This window comes from Geodermatophilus aquaeductus, from assembly GCF_900182545.1.
GTDB lineage: Bacteria > Actinomycetota > Actinomycetes > Mycobacteriales > Geodermatophilaceae > Geodermatophilus > Geodermatophilus aquaeductus.
The window spans coordinates 90,169-114,245 of record NZ_FXTJ01000008.1; the positions used below are offsets into that span (position 1 = coordinate 90,169).

Genomic DNA, 24,077 nt, shown 5'->3' on the forward strand with positions numbered 1-24,077 from the left:
GCCCGGAGGCTGCCGTCTGCGACACCCCGCCGCTCCTCCCGGTCAGCCCGAGTGGCGCCAGCTCCGGCCGTCGCGGGCGACGAGCGAGTCGGCCTCCGGCGGTCCCCAGGTGGCCGCCTGGTACAGCGGGATGGGCCGCGCGTCGTCGGCCCAGTACCGCATCACCGGGTCGACGATGCGCCAGGACCGGCCGACCTCGTCGGCGCGGATGAACAGGGTGGGGTCGCCGATGAGGGCGTCGAGGATGACCCGCTCGTAGGCGTCGGGGGACTGCTCGTCGAAGCTCTCGTAGGAGAAGTCCATGGACGCCTTCTGCACGCGGAAGGCGTGGCCGGGCACCTTGGCGCCGAAGCGCAGACTCAGGCCCTCGTCGGGCTGCACGCGCACGATCAGGGCGTCGGGCTCCAGCCCCTGGCCCCTCCCGGGGAACAGCGGGAGCTGCGGAGGGCGGCGGAACTCCATGGCCACCTCGGTGAGCCGCGCCGGCAGCCGCTTGCCGGTGCGCACGTAGACCGGCACGCCGGTCCACCGCCAGTTCTGGACCTCCAGCCGCATCGCCACGAAGGTCTCGGTCGCGCTCAGGGGATCGACCCCGGGCTCGTCGCGGTAGCCGGGCATCAGGTCCTCGCGCGTGCCGCCGCGGGTGTACTGGCCGCGCACCGCGTTCGCCGCGATCTCCGCCTCGTCGTCCAGCGGCTGGATCGCGCGCAGCAGCTTCACCTTCTCGTCGCGGATCGCCTCCGGGTGGAAGGAGGTGGGCGGCTCCATGAGGAAGAGGGAGAGGACCTGCAGGACGTGGTTCTGGACGATGTCGCGCATGGCGCCGGTGGTCTCGTAGAACCCGCCCCGGTCGCCGACGCCGAGGGTCTCGGCGACGGTGATCTGCACGTTGTCCACCCAGGTGCGGTTCCAGATGGGCTCGAAGATCGAGTTGGCGAACCGCAGCGCGAGCAGGTTCTGCACGGTCTCCTTGGCGAGGTAGTGGTCGATCCGGAAGATCTGCTCCTCGACGAACGCCGAGGACAGCTCCGCGTAGAGCTCCCGGGCGCTGGTCTCGTCCCAGCCGAACGGCTTCTCCACCACCGCGCGGACGAAGCCCTCGCCGGCGGGCACGGACAGCCCCGCCTTGCCCAGGCTCATCGCGATCGGCCCGAACAGGCGGGGCGGCGTCGCCAGGTAGTAGACCCGGCTGCCCGCGGTCCCGTGCCGGGCGTCGCACTCGGCCAGCACCTCGGCCAGGCGCTGGTAGGTGGCCGGGTCGTCGTAGCCGCCGTGGACGTAGCGGGCCGCTTGCGTGAGCTCGGTCCAGCGCGGGTGGTCCTCCCCGGACACGCTGCGCCGGCACAGGTCCCCGAACTCGGCGTCGGTCATGGGGGTGCGGGCGACGCCGACCAGCGCGACCTCGGGCGGCAGGGCCCCGTAGCCGGCCAGCCGCTCGAGCGCCGGCAGCAGTTTGCGCGCGGTGAGGTCACCGGAGGCGCCGAAGATCACCAGGACGCACGGCGGGGAGCGGCGGTCGGCATCGACGTTCATGCGCTGCGAGCATGCCCGGATCGCACGAGTACCGACAGGTCCCGGCCGGGTGTTCGATGAGGCGATGACGCCCGCGGAGACGGTGATGGCCTTCCACCGGGCCGCGGAGCGCCGGGACGGGTCGGCCTTCCATCTCGTCTCCGAGGACCTCGTCCAGCACGCCGCGGGGCCGCAGGGCCGCGAGGGCCTGCGCCGGACCACCGCGACGCTCGACCACGACCTGGACCGCCCGACGGCGGAGATCCACCGCGTCGTGGCCGAGGACGACCTCGTCGTCGTGCACCTCACGCTGCACGGGCGGCACGTGGCCTCGACGATGCCGCTGCTCGCCGGGCTCCCCCCGACCGGCAACGCCGTCGCGTGGGACTTCGTCCACATCTGGCGGGTCGCGGACGGGTCGATCGCCGAGCACTGGGCTTGTCGCGACGACGTCGGCCTGCTCGCGCAGGTCGGCGGCTGGCCGCGGTCCGGCTGATCGGCGGACCCGCGCGCCGGCCCCGGCGCCGATGAGTCCCCGCCGCGGTCCCGGTCCCCCTTCCACGAAGCCGACCGCTCCCGGGGAGACCGACATGACCGCGACCTACACGTTCGACGTCTTCGTCAGCCTGGACGGCTACGGCGCCGCGACCGGGAACTGGACCGGCTACTGGGGCAAGCAGGGCCCCGAGCTGCTCGACCACCGCCTCGCCCTGTTCGGCGAGCGGCAGCGGATGGTCTTCGGCGCCACCACCTACCGGGCCTTCGTGGGGATGCTGGCCGCGAGCACCGAGGAGTCCGAGGTGCGCGACCCGTGGGTCACCCGGATGACCACCATGCCCGCGACCGTCGTGTCCACGACGCTGGAGGAACCCCTCGACTGGCCGGACGCCACCCTCGTGCGGGGGAACGCCGTCGACGCCGTCGCCCGGCTCAAGGAGGAGTCGGACGTGCCGCTGCGCTCGCACGGCAGCCTGTCGATGAACCGGGCGCTCATGGCCGCCGGCCTGGTCGACCGTCTGCAGGTGACGGTCTTCCCCGTGATCACCGGCCGGACGGGGGCGGACCCCGTCTTCGCCGGTGCGGCCGACTTCGACCTGGAGCTGCTCGAGAGCCGGACGCTCGACGGCCGCGTCCAGGAGCTCGTCTACCGGCCGACCCTCCACTGAGGCCCGCGTCGACCGGTGCCGCGGCGCCGCCGGACGAGGGCGACGGCGGGGACGAGGGTCAGCGCCGAGAGGACCGTGCCGACGGCGGCCGGGCCGGCCGCCCCGAGGGCGGAACCGAGGGTGTGTCCGGCGGTCCACGAGCCGGCCGCGGTGCCGAGGTTGTAGGCCGCGACCGACATCGCCACCCCGAGGGTCGGTGCCACGCCGGCGAACCGGACGGCCAGCGCCGACAGCACCGGGTTGGCGCTGAGGCCCACGAGGCCGAGCAGCGCGACGAGCACCACCGTGGGCACCGCCAGCGGGGACAGCAGCGTGATCGCCAGCAGCACGACGGCCGTCACGGCGGGGACGGCGATCGTCGTCGCGTGCGGGTGGACGTCGCCGAGCCGCCCGCCCACGACGGTGCCGACCAGGGAGCCGACACCGAAGCCGACGAGCACCAGCGGCACCAGCGCGGCGGCAAGCCCGGCCCGGTCGGTCAGCAGCGGCGAGACGTAGGAGTACGCCGAGAGCACGCCGCCGGTCGTGGTCGCGCAGGCGGCCAGCACCAGCCACAGCCGTCCCGAGCGCAGCGCGCCCAGCTCCGAGCGCAGGGACACCGCCTGCTGAGCGGGGGCGTCCCGCGGCACCTGCCGGGCGACGAGCGCGACGGCGGCGACCGCGAGCACGGCGAGCGCCCAGAACGGGCCGCGCCAGCCGGTCAGCTGCCCGGCGAACGCGCCCAGCGGCACCCCGAGGACGTTGGCCAGCATGCCGCCGGCGCCCACCAGGCCCAGCGCGCGGGCCCCGGCTCCGGGACCGGCGGCGCGGGTGGCCACCACCGAGGCCACCGACCAGAACGCCCCGGCCGCCCAGGCGGTGACGAAGCGGGCGCCGAGCAGCAGCGGGAAGCTCGAGCCGAGGGCGACGACGACGTGCCCGGCCGCGAACACGACCAGGGCGAGCATCAGCGTCGTCCGCTGCGGCATCCGCCGGGTCAGCACCGCCATCGCCGGCGAGCCGACGATCATCCCGGCGGCGAAGACCGTGATGAGCAGCCCGGCCTGCGCCACGGTCACCCGCAGGTCGCCGGCGATCTCCGGCAGCAGGCCGGCCACCACGAACTCGGTGGTGAGCATGAGGAAGGTGCCGGCGGCGAGGACGTACACGACCAGCGGGAGCGGCCCCCGCGCGGCCGGGCCGGCGGGCGGTGCCGCCGGCCCGGCGCGGTGCGTCAGCTGGTCCGAGGTCACAGCAGGGTCGAGGCGTCGATGACGAACCGGTAGCGGACGTCGGAGGCGAGCACGCGCTCGTAGGCCTCGTTGACCCGGTCGGCGGGGATGACCTCGACCTCGGCGCCGATGCCGTGGGCGGCGCAGAAGTCGAGCATCTCCTGGGTCTCGGCGATGCCGCCGATCATCGAGCCGGCGTAGGAGCGGCGGCCGCCGATCAGCGACATCGCGTTCAGGCTCAGCGGCTCGGCGGGCGCGCCGACGTTGACCAGCGTGCCGTCGACGGCCAGCAGGGAGAGGTACGCGTCGACGTCGATCGTCGCGCTGACGGTGTTGACGATCAGGTCGAACCGGCCGGCCAGCGCGGAGAACGTGCCCGGGTCGCCGGTGGCGAAGTAGGCGTCGGCGCCGAGCCGGAGCCCGTCCTCCTGCTTCTTCAGCGACTGCGACAGCACGGTCACCTCCGCACCCATGGCGTGCGCGAGCTGGACGGCCATGTGGCCCAGGCCGCCGAGGCCGACGACGGCGACCCGGCGGCCCGGCCCGGCGCCCCAGCGGCGCAGCGGGGACCACGTGGTGATGCCGGCGCACAGCAGCGGCGCGGCCGCGGCGGGGTCGATGCCGTCGGGCACGCGCAGGACGTAGCCGGCGTCGACCACGACGTGCGTGGAGTAGCCGCCCTGGGTGGTGGTGCCGTCCCGGTCGGTGCCGGCGTACGTGGGGACCATGCCGTCGAGGCAGTACTGCTCGTCGCCGTTGCGGCAGTTGGCGCACTCGCCGCACGAGTTCACCATGCAGCCGACGCCGACCCGGTCGCCGACGCGGTGGGTGCCGACGTCGGCACCCACCGCGGTGACGACGCCGACGATCTCGTGGCCGGGGACGACGGGAAAGGGCTGGGGACCCCAGTCGCCGTTGACGGTGTGGATGTCGGAGTGGCAGATGCCGGCGTACTCGATCTCGATGAGCACGTCGGAGGGGCCGACGTCGCGGCGCTCGATGGTGGTGGGGGCCAGGGGCTCGCCGGCGGCGGGGGCGGCGTAGGCGGGGACGCGCATGGGGGAGGACTCCTCGGGATCAGCGGGGGGAGGGGGAGGCGGCGTACTCGTCGTCGGTGACGGGGGTCAGCCAGTGGACGACGTCGTGCTCGGCGTCGCCCTCGTTGATGGCCAGGTGGACCATGAGCCGGTCGGGCGCGGCGCCGTGCCAGTGCTCCTCGCCGGCCTCGAACAGGACGCGGTCGCCGGGGCGGATGACCTCGACCGGCCCGCCGCGGCGCTGGCACAGGCCCACGCCCTCGGTGACGAAGACGGTCTGGCCCAGCGGGTGGCGGTGCCAGTGGGTGCGCGCGCCGGGCGTGAAGTGCACCCGGTTGGCGGTGACCCGCGACGGGGCGGGCGCGGCGGCGACGGCGTCGATGTACACGTCGCCGGTGAACCACTCGGCGGGACCCGTGACGGTCGCGATCGAGCTGCGGGTGATCTGCACGGGACCCTCCTCAGGGACGCAGCAGCGTCTTGATCGCGCGCCGCTCGTCCATGGCGCGGTAGCCCTCGGCGGCCTGCTCGAGCGGCAGCTCCAGGTCGAAGACGCGGCCGGGGTCGATGGCCCGGGTCGTGATCAGCTCGATGAGCTCGGGCAGGAACCGGCGGACCGGCGCGGGGCCGCCGTGCAGGTGGACGCCGGAGAAGAACAGCTCGTCGCCGGGCAGGGCGACGTCGTGGGCGACGCCGACGTAGCCGACGTGCCCGCCGGGGCGGGTGGCCCGGATGGCCTGCATCATCGACTCCTGGGTGCCGACGGCCTCGATGACCGAGTGCGCGCCCAGCCCGCCGGTGAGCTCCTCGAGCTCGGCCACGCCCTCGTCGCCGCGGGTGGTCACGACGTCGGTGGCGCCGAACTCGCGGGCCAGGGCCTGGCGGTCGGCGTGCCGGCTGAAGACGACGATCCGCTCGGCGCCGAGCTGCCTCGCGGCGAGCACGCCGAGCAGGCCGACGGCGCCGTCGCCGACGACGGCGACCGTCCTCCCCGGGCCGGCCTCGGCGGCGACGGCGGCGAACCAGCCGGTGCCGAGCACGTCGGAGGCGGCCAGCAGGCCCGGGACGAGGTCGTCGGACGGCGTGTCGGGGGTGGCGACGAGCGTGCCGTCGGCCAGCGGGACGCGGGCGTACTCGGCCTGCGTGCCGATCGCGCCCATGGGCTCGGCGTGCACGCAGCGGGACTGGTAGCCGGCGCGGCAGATCTCGCAGGTGTTGTCCGAGGCGAAGAACGACCCGACGACGAACTGGCCGGGCTGCAGCATCGTCACCGCGCTGCCGACCTCCTCGACGACGCCCACGTACTCGTGGCCCATCGGGGTCGGGCCGGCCACCGCCTCGATGCCTCGATAGGGCCACAGGTCGGAGCCGCACACGCAGGTGGCGGCCAGCCGGATGACGGCGTCGGTGGGCTGCTCGATCGTCGGGTCGGGACGCTGCTCGACGCGGACGTCGCCGGGGGCGTGGAGGACGGCTGCTCGCATGGGTTCCACGGAACGCCCCCGGGCCCGCGCGTGGGAGGGCGGATCTGTGGGGGGTAGGAGCTCGACCCCCCTCCGGCGGCGCGGCGACGTAGCGTCGACGGGCGTGGACAACCGCGCCGACATCCGCGACTTCCTCACCAGCCGGCGGGCCCGGATCACGCCCGAGCGGGCGGGGCTGCTCCCGGGCGGTGGCCGGCGGCGGGTGCCCGGTCTGCGCCGCGAGGAGGTCGCGGTCCTCGCCGGGGTGAGCACCGACTGGTACACCCGCCTGGAGAAGGGCCACATCGCCGGCGTCTCCGAGGACGTCCTGGAGGCCGTCGCCCGCGCGCTGCAGCTGGACGAGGCCGAGCGGACCCACCTGTTCAACCTGGCCCGCGCCGCCGCCCGGCCGGCCCGCACCCCGCAGCGCCGCAGCCGGGCCCAGCTCCCGCCGCGCGTGCAGTGGATGCTGGACTCGATGACGGCGTCGGCCGCGTTCGTCGCCAACGGCCGGCTCGACATCCTGGCGACCAACCCCCTCGGGCGGGCACTGCACTCCCCGCTCTTCGCCGGCCCGCGGCGGCCGGCGAACTTCGCCCGCTTCCAGTTCCTCGACCCGGCGGCGCACGACTTCTACGAGGACTGGGCGGGCGCGGCCAACGTCACCGTCGCCCTGCTGCGCGCCGAGGCCGGCCGCCGTCCGCACGACGCGCACCTGCGCGAGCTCGTCGGGGAGCTGTCCACGGTCAGCGAGGAGTTCCGGACCCGCTGGGCCGCGCACGACGTCCGCATCCACCACCACGGCGTCAAGCAGTTCCGCCACCCCGCCGTCGGCGGGCTCGAGCTCAACTACTGCACGCTCGAGCTGCCCGCCGAGGACAGCGCGGACCTGCGCCTGACCATCTACACCGCCGTCCCCGGGTCACCGTCGGAGGACGGCCTCAAGCTGCTGGCCAGCTGGGCGGCGTCGGCGGGGGAGGAGCAGGCAGGGGAGCAGCAGGCGGGGGGCCGGACGGGCGACCGCGTCTGACCGTCCGCGTCCGGCCGTCCACGGCCGACCGCCTGCGGCTCACCCGACGGGCAGCGCGGCGAGCCGGGCGGCCAGCTCGGCGTTGCGGCGCAGGAACGGTGCCCACCCGGCCGGCGCGCGGGTGCCGGCCGAGGTCCGGGTGCAGGACTCCTGCTCCCAGCCGTGCAGCCGGCCGGTGCGGAAGCGCAGCCGCACGAGGACGTCGCCGGTCCAGCCGGTGACGTCCTCGTCGCTCCTCCCCGCGGGCGCGGTGACCCGCTGCGGCGCCGTCACCCACTCGACGGCCTCGATCTCCTCCTGGATCCGGGCGGCGGCCTCGTAGGCCTGCACCGCCGCGGCGGCGTCCCGCCGGGCGGCCAGCGCCGTCAGCGCGCCGGCGACCGCCCGGGGCTCGCGGTCGAGCACCGCGGTCACCGCGGCGGCGAGCTCGGCGACGGGGGCGTCCTGCGCGCCGCGCAGCCGCGCCAGCTCCCGCTCGCCGGCGCTGCGGGCCGGCCCGGCGCGGCCGAGCGGGTACACCCGGTCCAGTCCGGAGACCGCCAGCCGCGCCCGGCGGCTGCCGAGGTAGGGGCCGAAGACGCGGACGCCGGGCGCCGGCCGCTGCACGGGCACGACGCCGAGGGCCGGGGCCTCCGGGGAGGGGTCGAGCCGGATGCCGACGGGGACCTCCAGGCCGCCGGCGATCCGGTTCCACGGCGGGAGCGAGCGCTCCAGCAGGTTGCGCTCGGCCCACGCGGCCTCGTGCGCGGAGTCGCAGACCAGCGCCTCGATCCGGGCGACCCGGACCACCATCCGCCGCAGGTGGCGACGGTCGCGCAGGTCGCCCCAGTAGGAGCCGACCCGGCGGCGCAGGTCCCCGGCGCGGCCGACGTAGAGCACGCGGCCGGCGCCGTCCCGGAAGCGGTACACGCCCGGGGCGGTCGGGAGCGCGGCGACGGCGTCCGGTCGGGCGGGCACGCGCCCATGGTGCGCACGCCGCCTCCCGGGGCGGCGGCGCCGCGCCCCACCTGCCCCGGGCGTCCCACCCGTCACTGGGCGAGGGCGTCAGGCGCCAGCCAGGCGAGCAGGCGCCCCCGCGACCAGCAGCGGCCCACGGCCTCGACCGACAGCGAGCCGTGCCGGAGCACCGCCAGCCCCACGATGCTGTGGCCCGACGCGGGGCGGTCGCCCATCGTCGGGACCGCCGGGGCCACCCCGACCCCCTCCGCCGACACCCACGCCACCGGCCGGTCCGTCGCCGCCGCGTCCAGGCGCTGCAGGAAGCGCAGCCGGTCCTCCGGCCGCAGGGACGACAGCGCCCACGCCGTCGTGACGACGGGCAGGGCGCCGGCGGGCACCCGCGCGAGGGCGTCGGGGAGCACGTCGACGGCGTCGCCCCGCAGCAGCAGCGGGCGTACCGACGCGGTCAGCGCGATCTCCGCGTCGAGCCGCGCGCGTTCCTCCGGCCGGTCCGGCGGCAGGCAGGCGCGCAGCCACCGGGCGTCGTCCGCGTCGGTGACGTCGAGCGGGTCGGCGTCGACGCCGATGCGGGCGACGACCTCGGGTACCGCCCGCGCCGGGACGGGCCGGTCTCCCACGGTCGCGCACGAGTGCTGCACGGGGGAGGACGGGTCGCCCAGCGGCGGTCCGTCGCCGTGGGCGATGCCGACGCGGTCGACGACCAGCCCCATCCCGGCGGGGCTGCCGACGTCCACCAGGCCGACCGCGTCCGCGCCCACCCGGCGCGCCGCCTCGGCGATCGCCGGGTACAGCACGGCGCAGGGCCCGGTCCCGTCGAGGCGCGGCCGCCGGCGCCCGGCGATCTCCGCGACCGCGTCCGACATGCCGACGAGGGTGTCGACCGCCGCGCCGGCGGCGGCGTCGCCGTCCGCCGCGGCGGAGGCCGCCGCGAGGGCCGGGGCGCGTCCGGCGAGGGCGAGGTCGTGCAGCGCGGCCAGCACCGACGCGGGGGACCGCCGGCGCGCCGGCACCGCCTCGAGGGCGCGCAGCGCCGCGTCGGAGTCCCCGAGGGCGGCGGCGACACGGCGGTACAGCGGCGAGGTCCCGGCGTCCTCCGCGAACCGCCGGTACACCTCGGCGAGGGAACGGCTCCGCCCCCCGGTCACGGCACCTCCCGCGTCGGCCCTCGCATCCCGGCGGTCGGGACGCCCCACTCTGGCAGGCGAGGGCCCTACCGCAGGGCGGGCGCCCGGTTGGCCAGCTCGAGGAGCACGTCGGCGTGGCACGGCTCGTCGACCGGGCACCAGCACGCCAGGTCCCGGCCGGCGAGCAGCCGGCGGGCCTGCTCGGCGTGGGCGCTCATGGCCCACCGGCGGTACCACGCGACGGCGGTCGCCCGGTCGGGGCAGCGGACCACGCGGACCCCGTCGTCGTGGACGCCGGGCTCGCGGTGGGTGGGGAGGGGCCAGCCCGTGCCGTCGTCGTCGTCACAGCCGGCCGGCCACATGTAGGTCCCGCCCACCCGGAACGGGTTGCCCCAGCGCGACGGCCGGGCGACGACGACGGTGCCCGGCGGCTTGCGCCAGCCGCGTGCCCGGGAGAGCTGCACGCGCCGCGGGGTCCTCATGCGCCGATGCTGCTCCCGGGGTGTGACAGGACCGGCCCGGCGCCCCCGGCACACTGGGCGGGCCGGGCCGACGCCCGGCGCGCACCGAGGAGGCCCCCATCCCCACCGACCAGATCCTGGACGAGGCGGCGCGGGTCGCCGACCTGCTGCTCGAGGTCCAGACGCGGGTGAACGCCCAGATCGACGACACGCTCTCGGACCTGCTGCCCGGCGTCCGGCAGCAGCTCGGGCTCGCGCCGGATGGCGACGCCGACCTGTCCGGCCTGGTCAACGCCCGGATCACCGGCCTGAGCGTCGTCGTCACCCCGGCGTCGGTGGCCACCGTGGTGCCGCTGTCGGAGGCGTCGGCCGCCACCACCGGGGCCGCCCGCCGCGCCGTCACCCGCATCCTCACCGGCGACGACGACCGCCTCGCCGTCATCGCCGGCCCCTGCTCGATCCACGACCCGGCCGCCGCGCTCGAGTACGCCGCCTTCCTCGCCCGGATGCGGGAGCGGCACGGCGGCGACCTCGAGATCCTCATGCGCACCTACACCGAGAAGCCGCGCACCGAGGTCGACTGGAAGGGCTTCGCCTACGACCCGTTCCTCGACGGGTCGAGCCGGATCAGCGTCGGCCTGGTGGCCACCCGCATGCTCATGGCCCGCATCACCGACCTCGGCGTCCCGGTGGCGGCCGAGCCGCTGAACGCGCTCACCCCGCAGTACGTCAACGGCCTGGTCACCTACAACGGCGTCGGCGCCCGCAACGTCACCGACCAGACCGCGCGCGAGCGGGTGTCGGGCTTCTCGTCGGTCGTCGGCTTCAAGAACTCGCCCGAGGGCAGCATCGACGCCGCGATCTCGGCCGTGCTCACCGCGCGGGCGCCGCACGAGTTCCTCGGCGTCGACGCCCACGGGGTGTCCGCGCAGCTGTCGACCACCGGCAACGACACCGCGCACGTCATCCTCCGTGGGGACAAGGACGGCCCCAACTACTCGGCCGCGCACGTCGCGGAGACGAAGCGGAGGCTCGCGGCCCGCGGGCTGCCCGAGGTGGTCGTCGTCGACGCCTCGCACGGCAACAGCCTCAAGGACCACCGCCGTCAGCCCGGCGTCGTGCGGGACCTGGCCGGTCAGGTCGCCGGCGGGGAGCAGGCGATCCGCGGGGTGATGATCGAGAGCAACCTCGTGGCCGGCCGGCAGGACCTCGACCAGCGGCACCCCGAGCGGCTGGAGTACGGCGTGAGCGTCACCGACTCCTGCGTCGACCCCGCCACCACCGAGGAGATGCTGGCGGAGCTCGCCGGTGCGGTGCGCGCGCGCCGCGGCTGAGGCCCTTGACGGCGGGAATTGAACCGCTGTTCGATTCGTGACGTGGGTCGCACTCCGGGCGCGACCGCGGCGGGTACGCGCGAGCGGCTGCTGCGGGCGGCCGCCGACGTCTTCGCCCGCCGGGGCTACGAGGGCACGCGCGTGTCCGACCTGGCCGAGGCCGCCGGCCTGAGCAACGGCGCTCTCTACGCGCACTTCGGCTCGCGCGCGACCCTGCTCGCCGACGCCCTGCGCGTGCACGGCCGGCGGCTGCTCGCCGACCTCGCCGCCGCCGATCCGGACCGCTCGGTCGCCGACCTGCTGCGCGCCAGCGGTCGCACGCTGCGCCGCAGGCGGGACGCCGACGGCGAGCTGCTGGTCGAGGCGCTGGTCGCCGCGCGCCGCGACGACGACGTCGTCCCGCTGGTCCGCGCCCACGTGCACGAGCGCGCCGCGTGGCTGGCCGACCTGGTCCGCCGCGGTCAGCGCGACGGCGAGATCGACGCCGCGCTGTCGCCGCACGCCGTCGCGCACCTGTGCCTGTCGCTCGCCGTCGGCACCGCCCTCGTCGGCCCCGACATCGACCCGGTCGACGACGCGGAGTGGACGGCGCTGGTCGCCCGCCTCGTCGCCGGTCTCGCGCCCGTCCGCACCACCGACGCCCTGGGGAGCCGCTCGTGAGGATCTCGATCGACCCGTCGCTGTGCCAGGGGCACGGCCGCTGCTACGACCTCGCGCCGGACCTCTTCGGCGCCGACGACGAGGGCTACTCCGTCCTCGTGCACGCCGACGGGCTGGTGCCCGACGGCCTCGAGGACGACGCCCGGCTCGCCGCCGACAACTGCCCCGAGGCGGCCGTGCTCGTGCTCGAGGAGGCGGCGCGGTGAGCGTCGACGACCGCTCCTTCTCCGACGCGCAGACGCTCCGCTCGGACCCGGCGCTCGGCACGTTCAGTGAGGTGCGCACCGGGCCGGTCACCGACTGGGCCACCGACTTCTCGCACACCGACGAGGAGTGGGCGCAGGGCGCCATCGGGATCTGGGACGACCTGCGGCAGCGCTGCCCGGTCGCGCACACCGAGCGCTTCGGCGGGGCGTGGCTGCCCACCCGCTACGAGGACGTCGCCGCGGTCGCCTACGACACCGAGCACTTCTCCTCGCGGGCGATCATCGCGGGTAACTTCCGGCCGCCGCGGGACCTCGCGCCGGTCGGCGGCACCCCGCCGATCTCCTCGGACCCGCCGTTCCACCACGACGCCCGCAAGCTCCTGCTCCCGGCGTTCACCAAGAACGCGGTGGGCCGGCAGGAGGAGAGCACCCGCGCGTTCTGCTCCTCGCTGATCGACGGGTTCGCCGGCCGGGACGTCGTCGACGCCGCCGCCGACTACGCCCAGCACATCCCGGTGCGGGTGATCGCCGACATGCTCGGCTTCCCGCCCGAGGACGGGCCGCAGTTCGCCCGCTTCGTGGAGAACGCGCTCGAGGGCATCGACCTGCCGCCCGAGGAGCGCCTGGCGCGCAGCAGCCACCTGTTCGAGTACCTGCTGGCCCAGATCCGCGATCACCTCGAGCACCCGCGGGAGGACCTGACCAGCTACCTGCTCGACGCCGAGCTCTACGGCCGCAAGCTCGAGCCCGCGCACGTCGCGGGCACGATGGCGCTGCTGCTCATCGCCGGCATCGACACCACCTGGAGCGCGATCGGCGCCTCGCTGTGGCACCTCGCGGGCCATCCGGAGGACCGGCGCCGGCTGCTGGCCGAGCCGGGGCTGCGGCCGACGGCGGTCGAGGAGTTCCTGCGCGCCTACGCCCCGGTGACCATGGCCCGGTTGGTGAAGGAGGACCTCACGTGGCGGGGCGTGGAGATGAGGGCCGAGGACTGGGTGCTGCTGTCCTTCCCGGCGGCCAACCGCGACCCCGCGCAGTTCGAGCGGGCCGACGAGGTGCTCATCGACCGGCAGGTCAACCGGCACGCCGCCTTCGGCCTGGGCATCCACCGCTGCGTCGGCTCGCACCTGGCGCGGATGGAGCTGCGGGTGGCGCTCGACGTCTGGCTGGACCGCGTCCCGGAGTTCACCCTCGCCGACCCCGCCGCGGTGCGGTGGTCGACCGGCCAGATCCGCGGCCCGCGCGCCCTGCCGCTGCGCCTCGGCTGAGCACCGACGGGCCCGGCGCACCGCCGGGCCCGTCGCCTCTCAGCGGGACAGGAGCGACCGCAGCGCGTCGACGACGACGTCGGGGCGCTCCTCGGCCATGAAGTGCCCGGCGTCGACGGTGCGGTGGTCGAGGTCGGCGGCCCACGCCTTCCACAGCCGGGCCGCGTCGAAGCCGAGGGCGGCGCCCCAGTCCTGCTGCAGGACGGTGACCGGCATCGTCAGCCGCCGGCCGGCCGCGCGGTCGGCGGTGTCGTGCTCGGCGTCGACGCCGGCGCTGGCCCGGTAGTCGGCGACGATCGAGGGCACCCGCTCCCGGGAGGCCCGCAGGTACTCGGCGCGCACGTCGGCGGGGAAGAGGTCCGCGCCGCCCCAGGCGTCCAGGAACGACCCGAAGAACGCGTCGGCGGTCGCGCCGATCATCGCCTCGGGCAGCCCCGGCGGCTGGGCCATGAGGTACAGGTGCCAGGCCACCGCAGCCGATCTGCCGTGCAGGATGTCCCAGGAGTCGAGCGTGGGCAGCACGTCCAGCGAGCAGAGGGAGGTGACGACGTCGGGGGAGTCCAGGCCGGCGCGGATCGCCACCAGGGCACCGCGGTCGTGGCCGGCCAGCGCGAACCGGTCGTGGCCGAGCGCCCGGGCCGCCGCGACGACGTCGGCGGCCATCGTGCGCTTGCTGTAGGTGTCCGGGCCGGTCGCGGCGGGGGCGTCGCTGGCGCCGTAGCCGCGCAGGTCGGGGCAGATGACGGTGCGATCGGCGGCCAGCTGCGGCGCCACGAGCCGCCACATGAGCGAGGTCTGCGGGAAGCCGTGCAGCAGGACGAGGGCGGGGCCGCTGCCGCCCACCGCGGCGGACAGCTGCACGCCGTCCACGCCGGGGAGCCGGACGCGGTCGAAGCCGGGGATGTCGGGGGTCATGGCGATCACCCTCGCCGCGGCCGATGAGCGATCGATGAGCGTCACGTTCGGGGTGCTCGGCCCGGTGACCGCGGAGGACGGCGCCGGGCGGGCGCTGCCGCTGGGCGGCCCGCGGCACCGCGAGCTGCTCGCCCGGCTGCTCGTGGCCCGCGGCCGCGTCGTCCCGCTGCCGGTCCTGGTCGACGACCTGTGGGACGTCCCGGCCGACGGCGCCGTCGCCGCCGTCCGCACCTTCGTCGCCGCGCTGCGCCGGGCGCTGGAACCGGACCGGCCGCCGCGCACGGCCGCGCGGCTGCTGGTCACCGAGGGCTCCGGGTACGCGCTGCGCCCCGGCCCGGACGACGTCGACGCGTGGCGGGCGGAGCGCGTGCTGGCCGGTCCCGCCGACCTGGTCACGCTGGAGGAGGTGCTCGCCGCCTGGCGCGGACCGGCGCTGGCCGACGTCGGCGATCGGCCGTGGGCGGCTCCGGACCGGGCGCGCTGGGCCGAGCTGCACGACACCGCGGTGGAGCGCGCGGCCGCGGCGCTGCTCGACCTCGGCCGCCCCGACGACGCCGTCCCGCGGCTGGACGCCCACGTCACCGGGCACCCGTGGCGCGAGGAGGGCTGGCGGCTGCTCGCGCTGGCGCTCTACCGCAGCGGGCGGGCGCCGGACGCGCTGGCGGTGCTGCGGCGGGCGCGCGGCCGGCTGGCCGGCGAGCTCGGGCTGGACCCGGGCGAGCGGCTGGTCGCGCTGGAGGCGCAGGTGCTGCGCCGCGACCCCGCCCTCGACCGCCGCCCGCCGCAGGGTGCCGAGGCGGTGTGGGCGCGGGCCGCGGGGAGCTGGGAGCGCACGGTGGGCGCGCGGGCCCGGCTCGAGTCGTCGGTGACCCTGCTCGGCGCGCTGGCCGTCAGTGGCGCCGCCGGGCTCACCGCCGCCCGCGAGCAGCGCCTGGCCACCGTCGCCGCGGCCGAGGAGCTGGGCGACCCGCTGCTCACCGCCCGCGTCGTGGGCAGCTTCGACGTCCCCTCGGTGTGGACCCGCTCCGACGACCCGGAGGGCTCCGCCGCGCTGGTGGCGGCCGCCGAGCGGGCGCTGGACCGGCTGCCGGCGGACGCGGCCGTCCCGCTGCGCGCCCGGCTGCTCACCACGGTCGCGGTCGAGTCGCGCGGGCTGCCCGGACCCCGCGGCCCGGCCGCCGCGCGGGCGGCCGAGGAGCTGGCCCGCGGGAGCGGCGACCCCGCCCTGCTCGCCTCCGCGCTCGGCGCCGTCTACCTGCACACCTGCGACCGCGCCGGGCTGGCCGCGCGGCGCGACGCCGTCGGCGCCGAGCTGGTGGCGCTGGCCGGCCGGGCCGGGCTGGACACGCACCTGGTGCTCGGCCACCTCGTGCGGCTGCAGGCCCGCACGGCGCTGGGCGACCTCGCCGGCGCCGCGGAGCACGCCGACGTCCTCGACGCGCTCGCCGTCCGCGCCGAGCGGCCGCTGGCGACGGTGTTCACCACCGCCTGGCGGGCGCTGCACCGCGTGCTGGCGGGCGCGCCCGGCGCCGAGGACGTGCTGACCGCGGCGCTGCGGCCGTTCGGCGACGCCGGCATGCCCGGCGTCGCCGAGGGCCTGCTGCCGCTGGCGCTCACCTGCCTCCGCGTGGGCCGCGGCGAGCCCGCCGGCCCGGTCGGCGACCCCGGCCCCTACACGCCATGGGTCCGGCCGCACCGGCTGCTCGCGCAGGACCGGGCCGGCGAGGCCGCCGCCGCGCTGCGGGACCTGCCCGACCCGCCGCCCGGGCTGCTGCTGGAGGCGCTGTGGGTGCTCGCCGGCCGGGCCGCGGTCGCGGTCGGCGACCGCGGGCTGGCGCGGCGGGCGGCCGACGCCCTGCGGCCCGCGGCGGGGGAGATCGCCGGCGCCGGCAGCGGACTGCTCACCGCCGGGCCGGTCGACGCGACGCTGGCGCTCCTGGCCTGAGCCTCACACCTCGACGGCGGTGCCGCAGACGCCGCAGACCTCCAGCCGGCGCCGTCCCCACCGGGCGAGCGGCACGAAGAAGACCGTGAACTGGCGGAACTGCCGGATGCGCGCCCACTGCGTGGTGTTGCCGCACCGCGGGCAGGTGCGGACCTCCCCGGGTCCCAGGTGCTTCTGCTTGGTGCCGAACCCGAAGAGGAGGAACATCCCGGGAGCCTAGGGGCCGGTATGTCCAGGCGCCGGGAGTCCAGGGGCGGGGCGGCCGGGGCGGATCCCGCGTGACACCCTCGTCCCGTGGCGCGGGTGGGGCTGGTGCTGGGCGGGGGCGGGGTCGTCGGGCAGGCGTACCACGCCGGTGTCCTGGCGGTGCTGCAGCACGACACGGGCTTCGACGCCCGGACCGCCGACGTCGTCGTCGGCACCTCCGCGGGGTCGATCACCGGCACCCTGCTGCGGGCCGGCGTGTCCCCGGAGGACCTGGCGGCGTGGACGGTCAAGGCGCCGCTGTCCGGCGAGGGCGACGTCCTGGCGACGCTGGCCGCCACCGACGTCCCCGAGCTCGCGCCCTTCCGCCCGCTCGACGTGTTCCGCCGCCCGATGCGGCTGCCCGGGCCGCCGCTGGTCGCCCGCGCGCTGGCCCGGCCGTGGCGGTTCCGCCCGCTGGCCGCCGGCATGACGCTGCTGGCCCCCGGCCGGCACGACATCGTGTCCCAGCTGGGCGCCCTCCGCGAGGTGGAGGGGCCCACCTGGCCCGAGCGCGACCTGTGGATCACCGCGGTCCGCCGTAGCGACGGGCGCCGGGTGGTCTTCGGCCGGCCCGGTGCGCCGCCGGCGCCGGTCCACCTGGCCGTCGCCGCCTCGTGCGCGGTGCCCGGCTACTTCGCGCCGGTCCGCATCGGCCGGCACAGCTACGTCGACGGCGGCGTGCACTCCGCCACCAACGCCGCCATCCTGCGCAGCGCCGGGGTCGGCCTCGCCGTCGTCGTCGCGCCGATGAGCGGGTCGCCGGGCTGGCGCCAGGACCTCACCGCGGCCATGCGCCGCTTCGCGCAGCGGCACCTGGACCGGGAGGTCCGCGCGCTGCGGGCGGCCGGCATCCGGACCGTCACCTTCACCCCGGGCGCCGCCGAGCAGGAGGTCATGGGCGCGGACATGATGTCGCGCGACCGCGTCGAGGAGGTCCTGCAGCAGTCGTTCCTGCAGGCCGGTGCGCACGCCGCCACCCCCGAGGTGGCCGCGGTGCTGCGGGAGGCGGCCGACCGTGGCCGGGTGTGACCCGCGCCCAGCGACTAGGTTCCTGTAGCGACAACGTCGCCGGTGGCCAGGGGGTCGAGCGTGGGCAGGTCGGTGCTGGTGACCGGCGGGAACCGGGGGATCGGGCTGGCCATCGCCCGCGCCTTCGCCGAGCAGGGCGACTCCGTGGCGGTGACGCACCGCGGCAGCGGCGCCCCCGAGGGGCTCTTCGGCGTGCAGTGCGACGTCACCGACGCCGAGGCCGTCGACCGCGCGTTCACCGAGGTCGAGGAGCACCAGGGCCCGGTCGAGGTGCTGGTCAGCAACGCCGGCATCACCCGCGACGGGCTGCTCATGCGGATGAAGGAGGACGACTTCACCAGCGTCCTCGACGCCAACCTCACCGCCGCCTACCGGGTCGCCAAGCGCGCGACGCCGAAGATGGTCCGGGCGCGCAAGGGGCGCATGGTGTTCGTCAGCTCGGTCGTCGGGCTGCTCGGCTCGGCCGGCCAGACCAACTACGCGGCGAGCAAGGCCGGCCTGGTCGGGCTGGCCCGCTCGATCGCCCGCGAGCTCGGCAGCCGCAACGTCACCGCGAACGTCGTCGCGCCGGGGTTCGTGCGCACCGACATGACCGCGGAGCTGCCCGAGAAGCGGCAGCAGGAGATCCTCGGGCAGGTGCCGGTGGGCCGGTACGCCGAGGCAGACGAGATCGCCGCCGTCGTCCGCTTCCTGGCGAGCGACGCGGCCGGCTACGTCACCGGGGCGGTCGTCCCGGTCGACGGCGGACTGGGGATGGGGCACTGATGAGCGGCATTCTCGAGGGCAAGAAGGTCCTCGTCACCGGCGTGCTGACCGAGGCGTCGATCGCCTTCGCCACCGCGCGGATCGCCCAGGAGCAGGGCGCCACCGTCGTCCTGTCCAACTTCGGGCGGGCGCTGTCGCTGTGCCAGCGGATCGCCAAGCGGCTGCCGCAGGAGGCGCCGGTCGTCGAGCTCGACGTGACGAACACCGAGCACCTGGCCACGCTGGCCGACCGGCTGCGCGAGCACGTCGGCGACTCCCTCGACGGCGTCGTCCACTCCATCGGCTTCGCGCCGCAGGAGGCCATGGGGGAGGGCTTCCCCGAGGTCGCCTGGGAGCACGCGGCGACGGCGTTCCAGGTGTCGTCCTGGTCCTACGCCTCGCTCGCCCAGGCCTGCCGGCCGCTGCTGGCCAACCCGTCCTCGGTCGTCGGGCTCACCTTCGACGCCTCCGTCGCCTGGCCGGTCTACGGCTGGATGGGCGCGGCCAAGGCGGCGCTGGAGTCGGTCAGCCGGTACGTGGCCCGCGAGCTGGGGCCCGAGGGCGTGCGGTCCAACATCGTCGCCGCCGGTCCGCTGCGCAGCATGGCCATGAAGTCCATCCCGGGCAGCGCCCAGTTCGAGGAGGCCTGGGAGGGCCGCGCCCCGCTGGGCTGGTCGGTCACCGACACCGACCCCGCCGGCAAGGCCGTCGTCGCGCTGCTGTCGGACTGGTTCCCGGCCACCACCGGCGAGATCGTGCACGTCGACGGGGGCTTCCACGCCGTCGGTGTGTAGAGCCGTCGGCGTGTGAGCGCATCCGTCCTGCCACCATCCCGGGAAGAGAGTCCGTGCCCCGCGCCACCGTCGACCTGAACCCCGGCCAGCGTCCCGACGAGGACCCGTCGCTGGCCGTCCGCAACAACGGGGGGACGCCGCCGGCCGCGGCCCCCGCCCCGGCCGGCCGCCGCGAGGCGCTGCTGGTGCTCTCCTTCGGTGGCCCCCGCGGCCACGACGACGTCATGCCGTTCCTCGAGAACGTCACCCGCGGCCGCGGCGTCCCGCGCGAGCGGCTGCTCGACGTCGCCGAGCACTACCACCACTTCGGCGGCGTGAGCCCGATCAACGAGCAGAACGAGGCCCTGGTCGCCGCGATCGGGGCCGACCTCGCCGCGCACGGGATCGACCTGCCGGTCTACTGGGGCAACCGCAACTGGGACCCCTACATCGAGGACGTCTGGCAGCAGATGACCGACGACGGCATCGAGCACGCCTACGTGCTGGCCACCTCCGCCTACGCCTCCTACTCCGGCTGCCGGCAGTACCACGAGGACGTCGCGCGGGCGCGGATCGCCACCGGGGGCGGCCCGACGGCGGAGAAGCTGCCGCACTACTTCGACACCCCCGGCTTCGTGCGGGCCAACGCCGACGCCCTCGCCACCGCGCTCGCCCGGCTGCCCGAGGAGCACCGCGCCACCGCCCGCCTGGTGGCGACGGCGCACTCCATCCCCGACGCCATGGCCGCCGTCGCCGGGCCCGACGGGCACGCCTACGAGACCGAGCTCATGGCCGCCGCGCGCGCCGTCGTCGACGCCGTCGAGCCCGGGCGGGAGTTCGACCTGGTGTGGCAGAGCCGCAGCGGCCCGCCGTCGGTGCCGTGGCTGGAGCCCGACGTCAACGACCACCTGCGCGCGCTGCACGAGAACGGCGAGCAGGCGGTCGTCGTCTTCCCGGTCGGGTTCGTCAGCGACCACCTCGAGGTCATCTGGGACCTCGACAACGAGGCCGAGGAGACCGCCGGCGAGCTCGGCCTGGTCTTCGTCCGCGCCGGGACGGCGGGCACCCACCCGTCGTTCGTGGCGATGGTGCGCGAGCTGCTCCAGGAGCGGCGTTCGGGCGCCGAGCCGCGCCTGGGCACGAACTGCCCGGCCGCGTGTTGCTTCGTGGCGCGGCCGGCGGCCCGCCCGTCCGTTGACGGAGCCGCCGCCCGGGAGTAGACCGTCGGGCCATCGGGGGCCGGACGAGGACGGTGCACCGTGGCCCCTGCCGTGGAGGTCGACCCGGGCAACGCCGGGCAGCTCGGGTCCTGGGACGGCGCGCAGGGCGCGTTCTGGGCCGCGCAGGCCGACCGCTTCGACCGCTCGGTCGCCCGCTACGACGCCCCGTTCCTCGCCGCGGCCGACCTGCGCCCCGACGACCGGGTCCTCGACGTCGGCTGCGGCACGGGCCGGACGACGCGCGACGCCGCCCGGGTCGCCGTCCGCGGGTCGGCCCTCGGCGTGGACCTGTCCGCGGCGATGCTCGAGGTCGCCCGGCGGCGCTCGGCCGAGGAGGGCCTGGCCCACGTCCGCTTCGAGCAGGCCGACGCCCAGGTCGCGCCGTTCCCTGCGGAGGGGTTCGACGTCGCCGTCAGCCGCACCGGTGCCATGTTCTTCGCCGACCCGGTGGCCGCGCTGGCCAACGTCGGCCGGGCCCTGGTGCCGGGCGGGCGGCTGGTGCTGCTCGTCTGGCAGGGGCTCGAGGCGAACGAGTGGATGACGGAGATCCTGGGGGCCCTGGCCGCCGGACGCCCGCTGCCCACCCCGCCGCCCGGGGCGCCCGGCCCGTTCTCCCTCGCCGACCCGGTGCGCATCCGGCAGGTGCTCACCGCCGCGGGTCACCGTCAGGTGGAGGTCGAGGGTCTGGCCGAGGCGGAGTGGTGGGGCGCCGACCCCGACGACGCGCTGGCCTTCGTGCTCGGGCTCGCCGGCTGGCTGCTCGACGGGCTCGACGACGACGCCCGGGCCGGTGCCGTGGCCGACCTGCGGCGGCGGATCGAGGCGCACGCCGGCCCGGGCGGGGTCGAGTTCGGCTCCGCCGCCTGGCTGGTCACCGCCCGCCGCGGCTAGCTGCGCACCCGCTCGTGCCACACCGGCGCGACCTCGCGGGTGTAGCGGCGGCCGAAGACGCGGGAGAGCACCGCGGTGACCGGCGCCGGCACGGTGGCCCGCAGCGCCGCGCGGTCGTCCTCGCTGATCCCGTCGGTGAGCCAGGCGAAGAACGAGCCGGCATCGCCGGGGGAGCGGTGCCGCAGCTTGCCGGTCACCGCCTTCCACTCGGCGCTGCCCTCGTGCCCCCGCAGCAGCGGCTCGAGCGCGTCCTCCTCGTGGTCGAGGTGCCGGCCCACCACCTCCCGGGTGCGCTCGACGCTGGTCCGGGCGGCCGCGGCGTCGGCGGCCGAGCCGGTCCGGGCGAGCGTGGCGAGACCGGTGGCGGTGTCGGCGAGCGCGGCCGACATCGCGGCGTGCTCGTCCTCCATCTCGGCGAGCAGGTCCCGGCCGACGCCGGTGCCCTCGAGGAAGGGCCACACGTACGCGTCCTCGCCCTCGTGGTGGTGGGTGAGCTCGCGGTGGAGGTTGGCGAAGGCCTGCTCGAGCTCCCGGCCCCGTTCCCGGTCGCCGTCGCGCCAGGGGTGGAGGGCGGCGGACAGGCGGGCGAGGTCGCGGCGGACGGCGTTGTGGATCAGGCCGTTCATGGTCGGCGCTGTCATGCCGGGGGACGGTAGCCGCGGCGGTCCCCCCGCGGGAGGCCCGGCAGCACCGTCACCGCAGGACCGCCGTCGTCCGGGCTCCTTGACAGCCGACGGGGACCTGAGGACCGTCAGCGGCGGTTCGACTCGGCGACCGATCCGTCGGCGGGACGACGACCCGCCGGCCCGTCGCGGCAGGCGGAGACGGCAGGCGAGTCATGAACCGCTTCTCCACGGAACTGGCACGAGGCCCCGGCGCAGCGGTCACGCTGGACCCGGCGCGGGTCCTGCTGTCCTTCTCCGAACCGCAGGACCGCGGCCGGCTGCAGGAGGGCCTGCGGTCGCTGGACCTCGAGCTCGAACCCGACCGGGACGGCGGACCCGGGGCCGACGCCCCACCGGTGGAGGCGATCAACCACTCCGACACGAGGTTCTGGGTGCGCAGCCTGCGCGGTGAGATCGACGACCGGCGGCTCGAGGACGTCACCGCGGCGCTCGGAGCGCGGCTGGAGTGGATCGGCCCGGTGTACCGCGCGGCCGACGCCCCGGGGCGCGCCGGCCTGTACTGCCCGCTGCCGGACTCCCTGGTCCTGCGCGGCGGCGAGCGAGGTGCGGACCTCCGGGGCGTCGAGGAACGCTTCCCGATCCGCCAGACCGACGCCGACCGGCGGTTCGCCGACTTGGTGGGGCCCGACGGCTACCGGCGGTACGTCGTCGACGTGTCCGTGACCGACTCCCACCGGCTGCGGACCGTGCTCCTGACCGAGCTCGGGGACGAGGTCGACGAGGTGCTGCACGAGAACATGCCCATGGTGCTGCCCTACACCGGGCGCCTGTCGGAGCCGCTGTCCGGCGAGCAGTGGAACCTGGACCGGATCGCCGCGTCCGCGCCCGTGGACGGCGTCCTCAGCGGCTGGGACTACACGCTCGGCAGCAGTGACGTCGTCATCTGCGTCATCGACTGTGGCGTCGACCTGACCCATCCCGACCTGCGGGTGCTCCCCGGCCTGTCCAGCGGGTGGGGTGCGGGCGGCGGCGGGGTGGTCGTCGATCACTTCGACCCGGGCCACGGGACGATGTGTGCCGGCGTGGCGGCGGCCAGGGCGAAGAACTTCACCGGCCTGGCCGGGGTCGCGGGAGCCTGTCCCATACTCCCGGTGGCCTTCCGGGACGCCACCGATTGGGAGCTCTACCGAGGTCTGTACTTCGCGGTGGACGCGGGCGCCCGCGTGGTCAGCATGAGCTTCGTCAACTTCGGGACCTGGGACCACACCCTCGTCGGTCGCGCCATCCAGCACGCCTACGCGCACGACGTCGTCCTGTGCGCGGCGACCGGGAACACCGACGGAGAGGGTCTGGGCTATCCGGCCACCGACCCGCGGGTCATCGCGTGCGGCGGCTCGACCCACACCCCGCTGGGGGAGGACGAGGTCGAGGACCGCGCCACGCACGTGGACTGGGGAGGATCCACCTTCGGCCCTGGGATCTCCGTGGTCGCCCCGTCGGTCCACGTCCCGACGACCGTCCCCCACGGAACGGGCACCGCACTCGGTGTGTACGGGACCGACTACGCACCCGCGTTCCGGGGGACCTCCGCGGCCACCCCGCACGTGGCCGGACTCGCCGCCCTCGTCCTCAGCCTCCGGCCGAACCTGTCCGCCCACGACGTCCGGGTCGTCATCGAGTCCACGGCGGACAAGATCGGAGCCACCGCGTTCCAGCCGAACCACCCGAACGGGACGTGGAACGCACAGGTCGGCTACGGGCGGATCAACGTCCTCCGGGCCCTGCAGGCGGCCCTGCGCCGGCGGGGGCCGATCGACCTGGTCCGCGACCGCGTGCACCTGGTGGCACTGGCCAAGGCCCTGCGGACGCACGAGGAGGAGCTCGACAGGCTCGACGAGGCCGGCGAGAGCGCGGACTCCCCGCTGCGCCGGGCCCACGAGGTCCTGCTCCGGCTGGGCCGCGACCGCGGCGTCCTCGCGCTGGTCGGCGAGGCCATCGGCGATCCGGCTCTGGTGCAGAAGCTGCGGGACGACCAGGCGGGCGTCCTGCGGGACCACGAGGTCGTCCTCCCGCCCGGGGCGGTCGGCTCCGTGGTCGACCGGCCGGCCGGCGGGGACGGGACCGGAGCGCGGCAGGCGCTCGTGGTCGAGTTCGCGGTCGCCGGCCTCCGGTGCACCGCGGAGTGGGACCCGGAGCTGGGGTTCTCCGCCCGGCTCGAGCCGGGCCGGGCGGCCACCGGGAGCTGACCGGCCGGAC

The 24,077-nt window shown here is 76.3% G+C and carries 25 protein-coding genes; 14 read left to right on the forward strand and 11 right to left on the reverse strand.

The annotated features are described in order from the left end of the window. Window positions 1-42: 42 nt before the first annotated feature. Window positions 43-1,533, reverse strand: coding sequence for a glucose-6-phosphate dehydrogenase (zwf, locus tag FN207_RS18575; RefSeq protein WP_142459937.1), 1,491 nt, complete (start codon window positions 1,531-1,533; stop codon window positions 43-45). 64 nt (window positions 1,534-1,597) lie between these two features. Between zwf and FN207_RS18580 the strand changes: the two genes are divergently transcribed. Further along, on the forward strand, window positions 1,598-2,008 hold the full coding sequence (locus FN207_RS18580) for an ester cyclase (protein ID WP_185938418.1): 411 nt from the start codon (window positions 1,598-1,600) through the stop codon (window positions 2,006-2,008). Between the two features lie 94 nt (window positions 2,009-2,102). Further along, complete coding sequence (locus FN207_RS18585; protein WP_142459939.1) at window positions 2,103-2,678, forward strand: dihydrofolate reductase family protein; 576 nt, start codon at window positions 2,103-2,105, stop codon at window positions 2,676-2,678. Here the strand turns inward: FN207_RS18585 and FN207_RS18590 are convergent. From FN207_RS18590 to FN207_RS18605, 4 genes are read right to left on the reverse strand one after another with little or no spacing between them, the layout of a single operon-like run. Beyond that, window positions 2,657-3,910 carry an MFS transporter gene (locus FN207_RS18590; RefSeq protein ID WP_142459940.1) on the reverse strand — a complete coding sequence of 418 codons (1,254 nt, stop codon included), beginning with the start codon at window positions 3,908-3,910 and terminating at the stop codon, window positions 2,657-2,659. The genes FN207_RS18585 and FN207_RS18590 overlap by 22 nt on opposite strands. After that, window positions 3,907-4,947, reverse strand: coding sequence for an NAD(P)-dependent alcohol dehydrogenase (locus tag FN207_RS18595; RefSeq protein WP_142459941.1), 1,041 nt, complete (start codon window positions 4,945-4,947; stop codon window positions 3,907-3,909). Before FN207_RS18595 ends, FN207_RS18590 begins: the two co-directional genes overlap by 4 nt. Window positions 4,948-4,966: 19 nt before the next feature. Further along, on the reverse strand, window positions 4,967-5,377 hold the full coding sequence (locus FN207_RS18600) for a (R)-mandelonitrile lyase (RefSeq protein ID WP_142459942.1): 411 nt from the start codon (window positions 5,375-5,377) through the stop codon (window positions 4,967-4,969). Window positions 5,378-5,387: 10 nt separating this feature from the next. Then, entirely contained in the window at window positions 5,388-6,410 is a 1,023-nt protein-coding gene (locus FN207_RS18605; RefSeq protein WP_142459943.1) for a zinc-dependent alcohol dehydrogenase family protein, read from the reverse strand. Between the two features lie 103 nt (window positions 6,411-6,513). On the opposite strand from FN207_RS18605, the gene FN207_RS18610 reads away from it, so the two are divergent. After that, a complete protein-coding gene (locus FN207_RS18610) occupies window positions 6,514-7,419 on the forward strand; it encodes a helix-turn-helix transcriptional regulator (RefSeq protein ID WP_221888279.1) in 906 nt (301 codons plus the stop codon). Between the two features lie 39 nt (window positions 7,420-7,458). Here FN207_RS18610 and FN207_RS18615 read toward each other — a convergent pair whose 3' ends face one another. The 3 genes from FN207_RS18615 to FN207_RS18625 form a co-directional block, all read right to left on the reverse strand. After that, on the reverse strand, window positions 7,459-8,376 hold the full coding sequence (locus tag FN207_RS18615; RefSeq protein ID WP_142459945.1) for a hypothetical protein: 918 nt from the start codon (window positions 8,374-8,376) through the stop codon (window positions 7,459-7,461). Window positions 8,377-8,447: 71 nt separating this feature from the next. Beyond that, window positions 8,448-9,524, reverse strand: coding sequence for a DUF2332 domain-containing protein (locus FN207_RS18620; RefSeq protein WP_185938419.1), 1,077 nt, complete (start codon window positions 9,522-9,524; stop codon window positions 8,448-8,450). Between the two features lie 65 nt (window positions 9,525-9,589). Next, window positions 9,590-9,985, reverse strand: a complete 396-nt coding sequence (locus FN207_RS18625) for a DUF4326 domain-containing protein (RefSeq protein WP_142459947.1) — start codon at window positions 9,983-9,985, stop codon at window positions 9,590-9,592. A gap of 167 nt (window positions 9,986-10,152) precedes the next feature. On the opposite strand from FN207_RS18625, the gene FN207_RS18630 reads away from it, so the two are divergent. Genes FN207_RS18630 through FN207_RS18645 form a run of 4 tightly spaced genes read left to right on the forward strand, consistent with a single transcriptional unit; the run spans window position 10,153 to window position 13,432 of the window. Beyond that, window positions 10,153-11,298 (forward strand): 3-deoxy-7-phosphoheptulonate synthase, encoded by a 1,146-nt coding sequence (locus tag FN207_RS18630; protein WP_246066174.1) that lies wholly within the window; start codon window positions 10,153-10,155, stop codon window positions 11,296-11,298. A gap of 42 nt (window positions 11,299-11,340) precedes the next feature. Beyond that, complete coding sequence (locus FN207_RS18635) at window positions 11,341-11,958, forward strand: TetR/AcrR family transcriptional regulator (RefSeq protein WP_246066175.1); 618 nt, start codon at window positions 11,341-11,343, stop codon at window positions 11,956-11,958. Then, window positions 11,955-12,164, forward strand: coding sequence for a ferredoxin (locus FN207_RS18640; RefSeq protein WP_142459949.1), 210 nt, complete (start codon window positions 11,955-11,957; stop codon window positions 12,162-12,164). The genes FN207_RS18635 and FN207_RS18640 overlap by 4 nt, the downstream gene beginning before the upstream one ends. Then, the gene (locus FN207_RS18645) at window positions 12,161-13,432 is read left to right on the forward strand and encodes a cytochrome P450 (RefSeq protein WP_142459950.1); all 1,272 of its coding nucleotides are present in this window, start codon (window positions 12,161-12,163) and stop codon (window positions 13,430-13,432) included. Before FN207_RS18640 ends, FN207_RS18645 begins: the two co-directional genes overlap by 4 nt. A 39-nt stretch (window positions 13,433-13,471) precedes the next feature. On the opposite strand, the gene FN207_RS18650 is transcribed toward FN207_RS18645, so the two are convergent. Continuing rightward, window positions 13,472-14,347, reverse strand: a complete 876-nt coding sequence (locus FN207_RS18650; protein ID WP_142459951.1) for an alpha/beta fold hydrolase — start codon at window positions 14,345-14,347, stop codon at window positions 13,472-13,474. Between the two features lie 34 nt (window positions 14,348-14,381). Between FN207_RS18650 and FN207_RS18655 the strand changes: the two genes are divergently transcribed. Next, on the forward strand, window positions 14,382-16,292 hold the full coding sequence (locus FN207_RS18655) for an AfsR/SARP family transcriptional regulator (protein WP_142459952.1): 1,911 nt from the start codon (window positions 14,382-14,384) through the stop codon (window positions 16,290-16,292). Window positions 16,293-16,295: 3 nt separating this feature from the next. Here the strand turns inward: FN207_RS18655 and FN207_RS18660 are convergent, their stop codons facing one another. After that, window positions 16,296-16,499 (reverse strand): zinc-ribbon domain-containing protein, encoded by a 204-nt coding sequence (locus tag FN207_RS18660; protein ID WP_142459953.1) that lies wholly within the window; start codon window positions 16,497-16,499, stop codon window positions 16,296-16,298. 87 nt (window positions 16,500-16,586) lie between these two features. Between FN207_RS18660 and FN207_RS18665 the strand changes: the two genes are divergently transcribed. The 5 genes from FN207_RS18665 to FN207_RS18685 are packed head-to-tail and all read left to right on the forward strand — an operon-like array spanning window position 16,587 to window position 21,195. Beyond that, complete coding sequence (locus tag FN207_RS18665; protein ID WP_142459954.1) at window positions 16,587-17,567, forward strand: patatin-like phospholipase family protein; 981 nt, start codon at window positions 16,587-16,589, stop codon at window positions 17,565-17,567. Between the two features lie 60 nt (window positions 17,568-17,627). Beyond that, a complete protein-coding gene (gene fabG / locus FN207_RS18670) occupies window positions 17,628-18,332 on the forward strand; it encodes a 3-oxoacyl-[acyl-carrier-protein] reductase (RefSeq protein WP_142459955.1) in 705 nt (234 codons plus the stop codon). Then, window positions 18,332-19,105, forward strand: coding sequence for an enoyl-ACP reductase FabI (fabI, locus tag FN207_RS18675; protein WP_142459956.1), 774 nt, complete (start codon window positions 18,332-18,334; stop codon window positions 19,103-19,105). The genes fabG and fabI overlap by 1 nt, the downstream gene beginning before the upstream one ends. Window positions 19,106-19,158: 53 nt before the next feature. Beyond that, window positions 19,159-20,304 carry a ferrochelatase gene (locus FN207_RS18680; protein WP_142459957.1) on the forward strand — a complete coding sequence of 382 codons (1,146 nt, stop codon included), beginning with the start codon at window positions 19,159-19,161 and terminating at the stop codon, window positions 20,302-20,304. A gap of 39 nt (window positions 20,305-20,343) precedes the next feature. Further along, window positions 20,344-21,195 (forward strand): class I SAM-dependent methyltransferase, encoded by an 852-nt coding sequence (locus FN207_RS18685; RefSeq protein ID WP_142459958.1) that lies wholly within the window; start codon window positions 20,344-20,346, stop codon window positions 21,193-21,195. Here FN207_RS18685 and FN207_RS18690 read toward each other — a convergent pair. Further along, the gene (locus tag FN207_RS18690; protein ID WP_142459959.1) at window positions 21,192-21,836 is read right to left on the reverse strand and encodes a hemerythrin domain-containing protein; all 645 of its coding nucleotides are present in this window, start codon (window positions 21,834-21,836) and stop codon (window positions 21,192-21,194) included. The genes FN207_RS18685 and FN207_RS18690 overlap by 4 nt on opposite strands. A gap of 197 nt (window positions 21,837-22,033) precedes the next feature. Between FN207_RS18690 and FN207_RS18695 the strand changes: the two genes are divergently transcribed. After that, on the forward strand, window positions 22,034-24,067 hold the full coding sequence (locus FN207_RS18695) for a S8 family serine peptidase (RefSeq protein ID WP_142459960.1): 2,034 nt from the start codon (window positions 22,034-22,036) through the stop codon (window positions 24,065-24,067). The last annotated feature ends 10 nt before the right edge of the window (window positions 24,068-24,077 follow it).

Coding starts and splice junctions, on each gene's coding strand:
- FN207_RS18660 (WP_142459953.1), bottom strand. CDS start 16,499: ATGTTCCTCCTCTTCGGGTTCGGCACCAAGCAGAAGCACCTGGGACCC.
- FN207_RS18605 (WP_142459943.1), bottom strand. CDS start 6,410: ATGCGAGCAGCCGTCCTCCACGCCCCCGGCGACGTCCGCGTCGAGCAG.
- zwf (WP_142459937.1), bottom strand. CDS start 1,533: ATGAACGTCGATGCCGACCGCCGCTCCCCGCCGTGCGTCCTGGTGATC.
- FN207_RS18690 (WP_142459959.1), bottom strand. CDS start 21,836: ATGACAGCGCCGACCATGAACGGCCTGATCCACAACGCCGTCCGCCGC.
- FN207_RS18650 (WP_142459951.1), bottom strand. CDS start 14,347: ATGACCCCCGACATCCCCGGCTTCGACCGCGTCCGGCTCCCCGGCGTG.
- FN207_RS18625 (WP_142459947.1), bottom strand. CDS start 9,985: ATGAGGACCCCGCGGCGCGTGCAGCTCTCCCGGGCACGCGGCTGGCGC.
- FN207_RS18695 (WP_142459960.1), top strand. CDS start 22,034: ATGAACCGCTTCTCCACGGAACTGGCACGAGGCCCCGGCGCAGCGGTC.
- FN207_RS18580 (WP_185938418.1), top strand. CDS start 1,598: ATGACGCCCGCGGAGACGGTGATGGCCTTCCACCGGGCCGCGGAGCGC.
- FN207_RS18595 (WP_142459941.1), bottom strand. CDS start 4,947: ATGCGCGTCCCCGCCTACGCCGCCCCCGCCGCCGGCGAGCCCCTGGCC.
- FN207_RS18585 (WP_142459939.1), top strand. CDS start 2,103: ATGACCGCGACCTACACGTTCGACGTCTTCGTCAGCCTGGACGGCTAC.
- fabI (WP_142459956.1), top strand. CDS start 18,332: ATGAGCGGCATTCTCGAGGGCAAGAAGGTCCTCGTCACCGGCGTGCTG.
- FN207_RS18655 (WP_142459952.1), top strand. CDS start 14,382: ATGAGCGTCACGTTCGGGGTGCTCGGCCCGGTGACCGCGGAGGACGGC.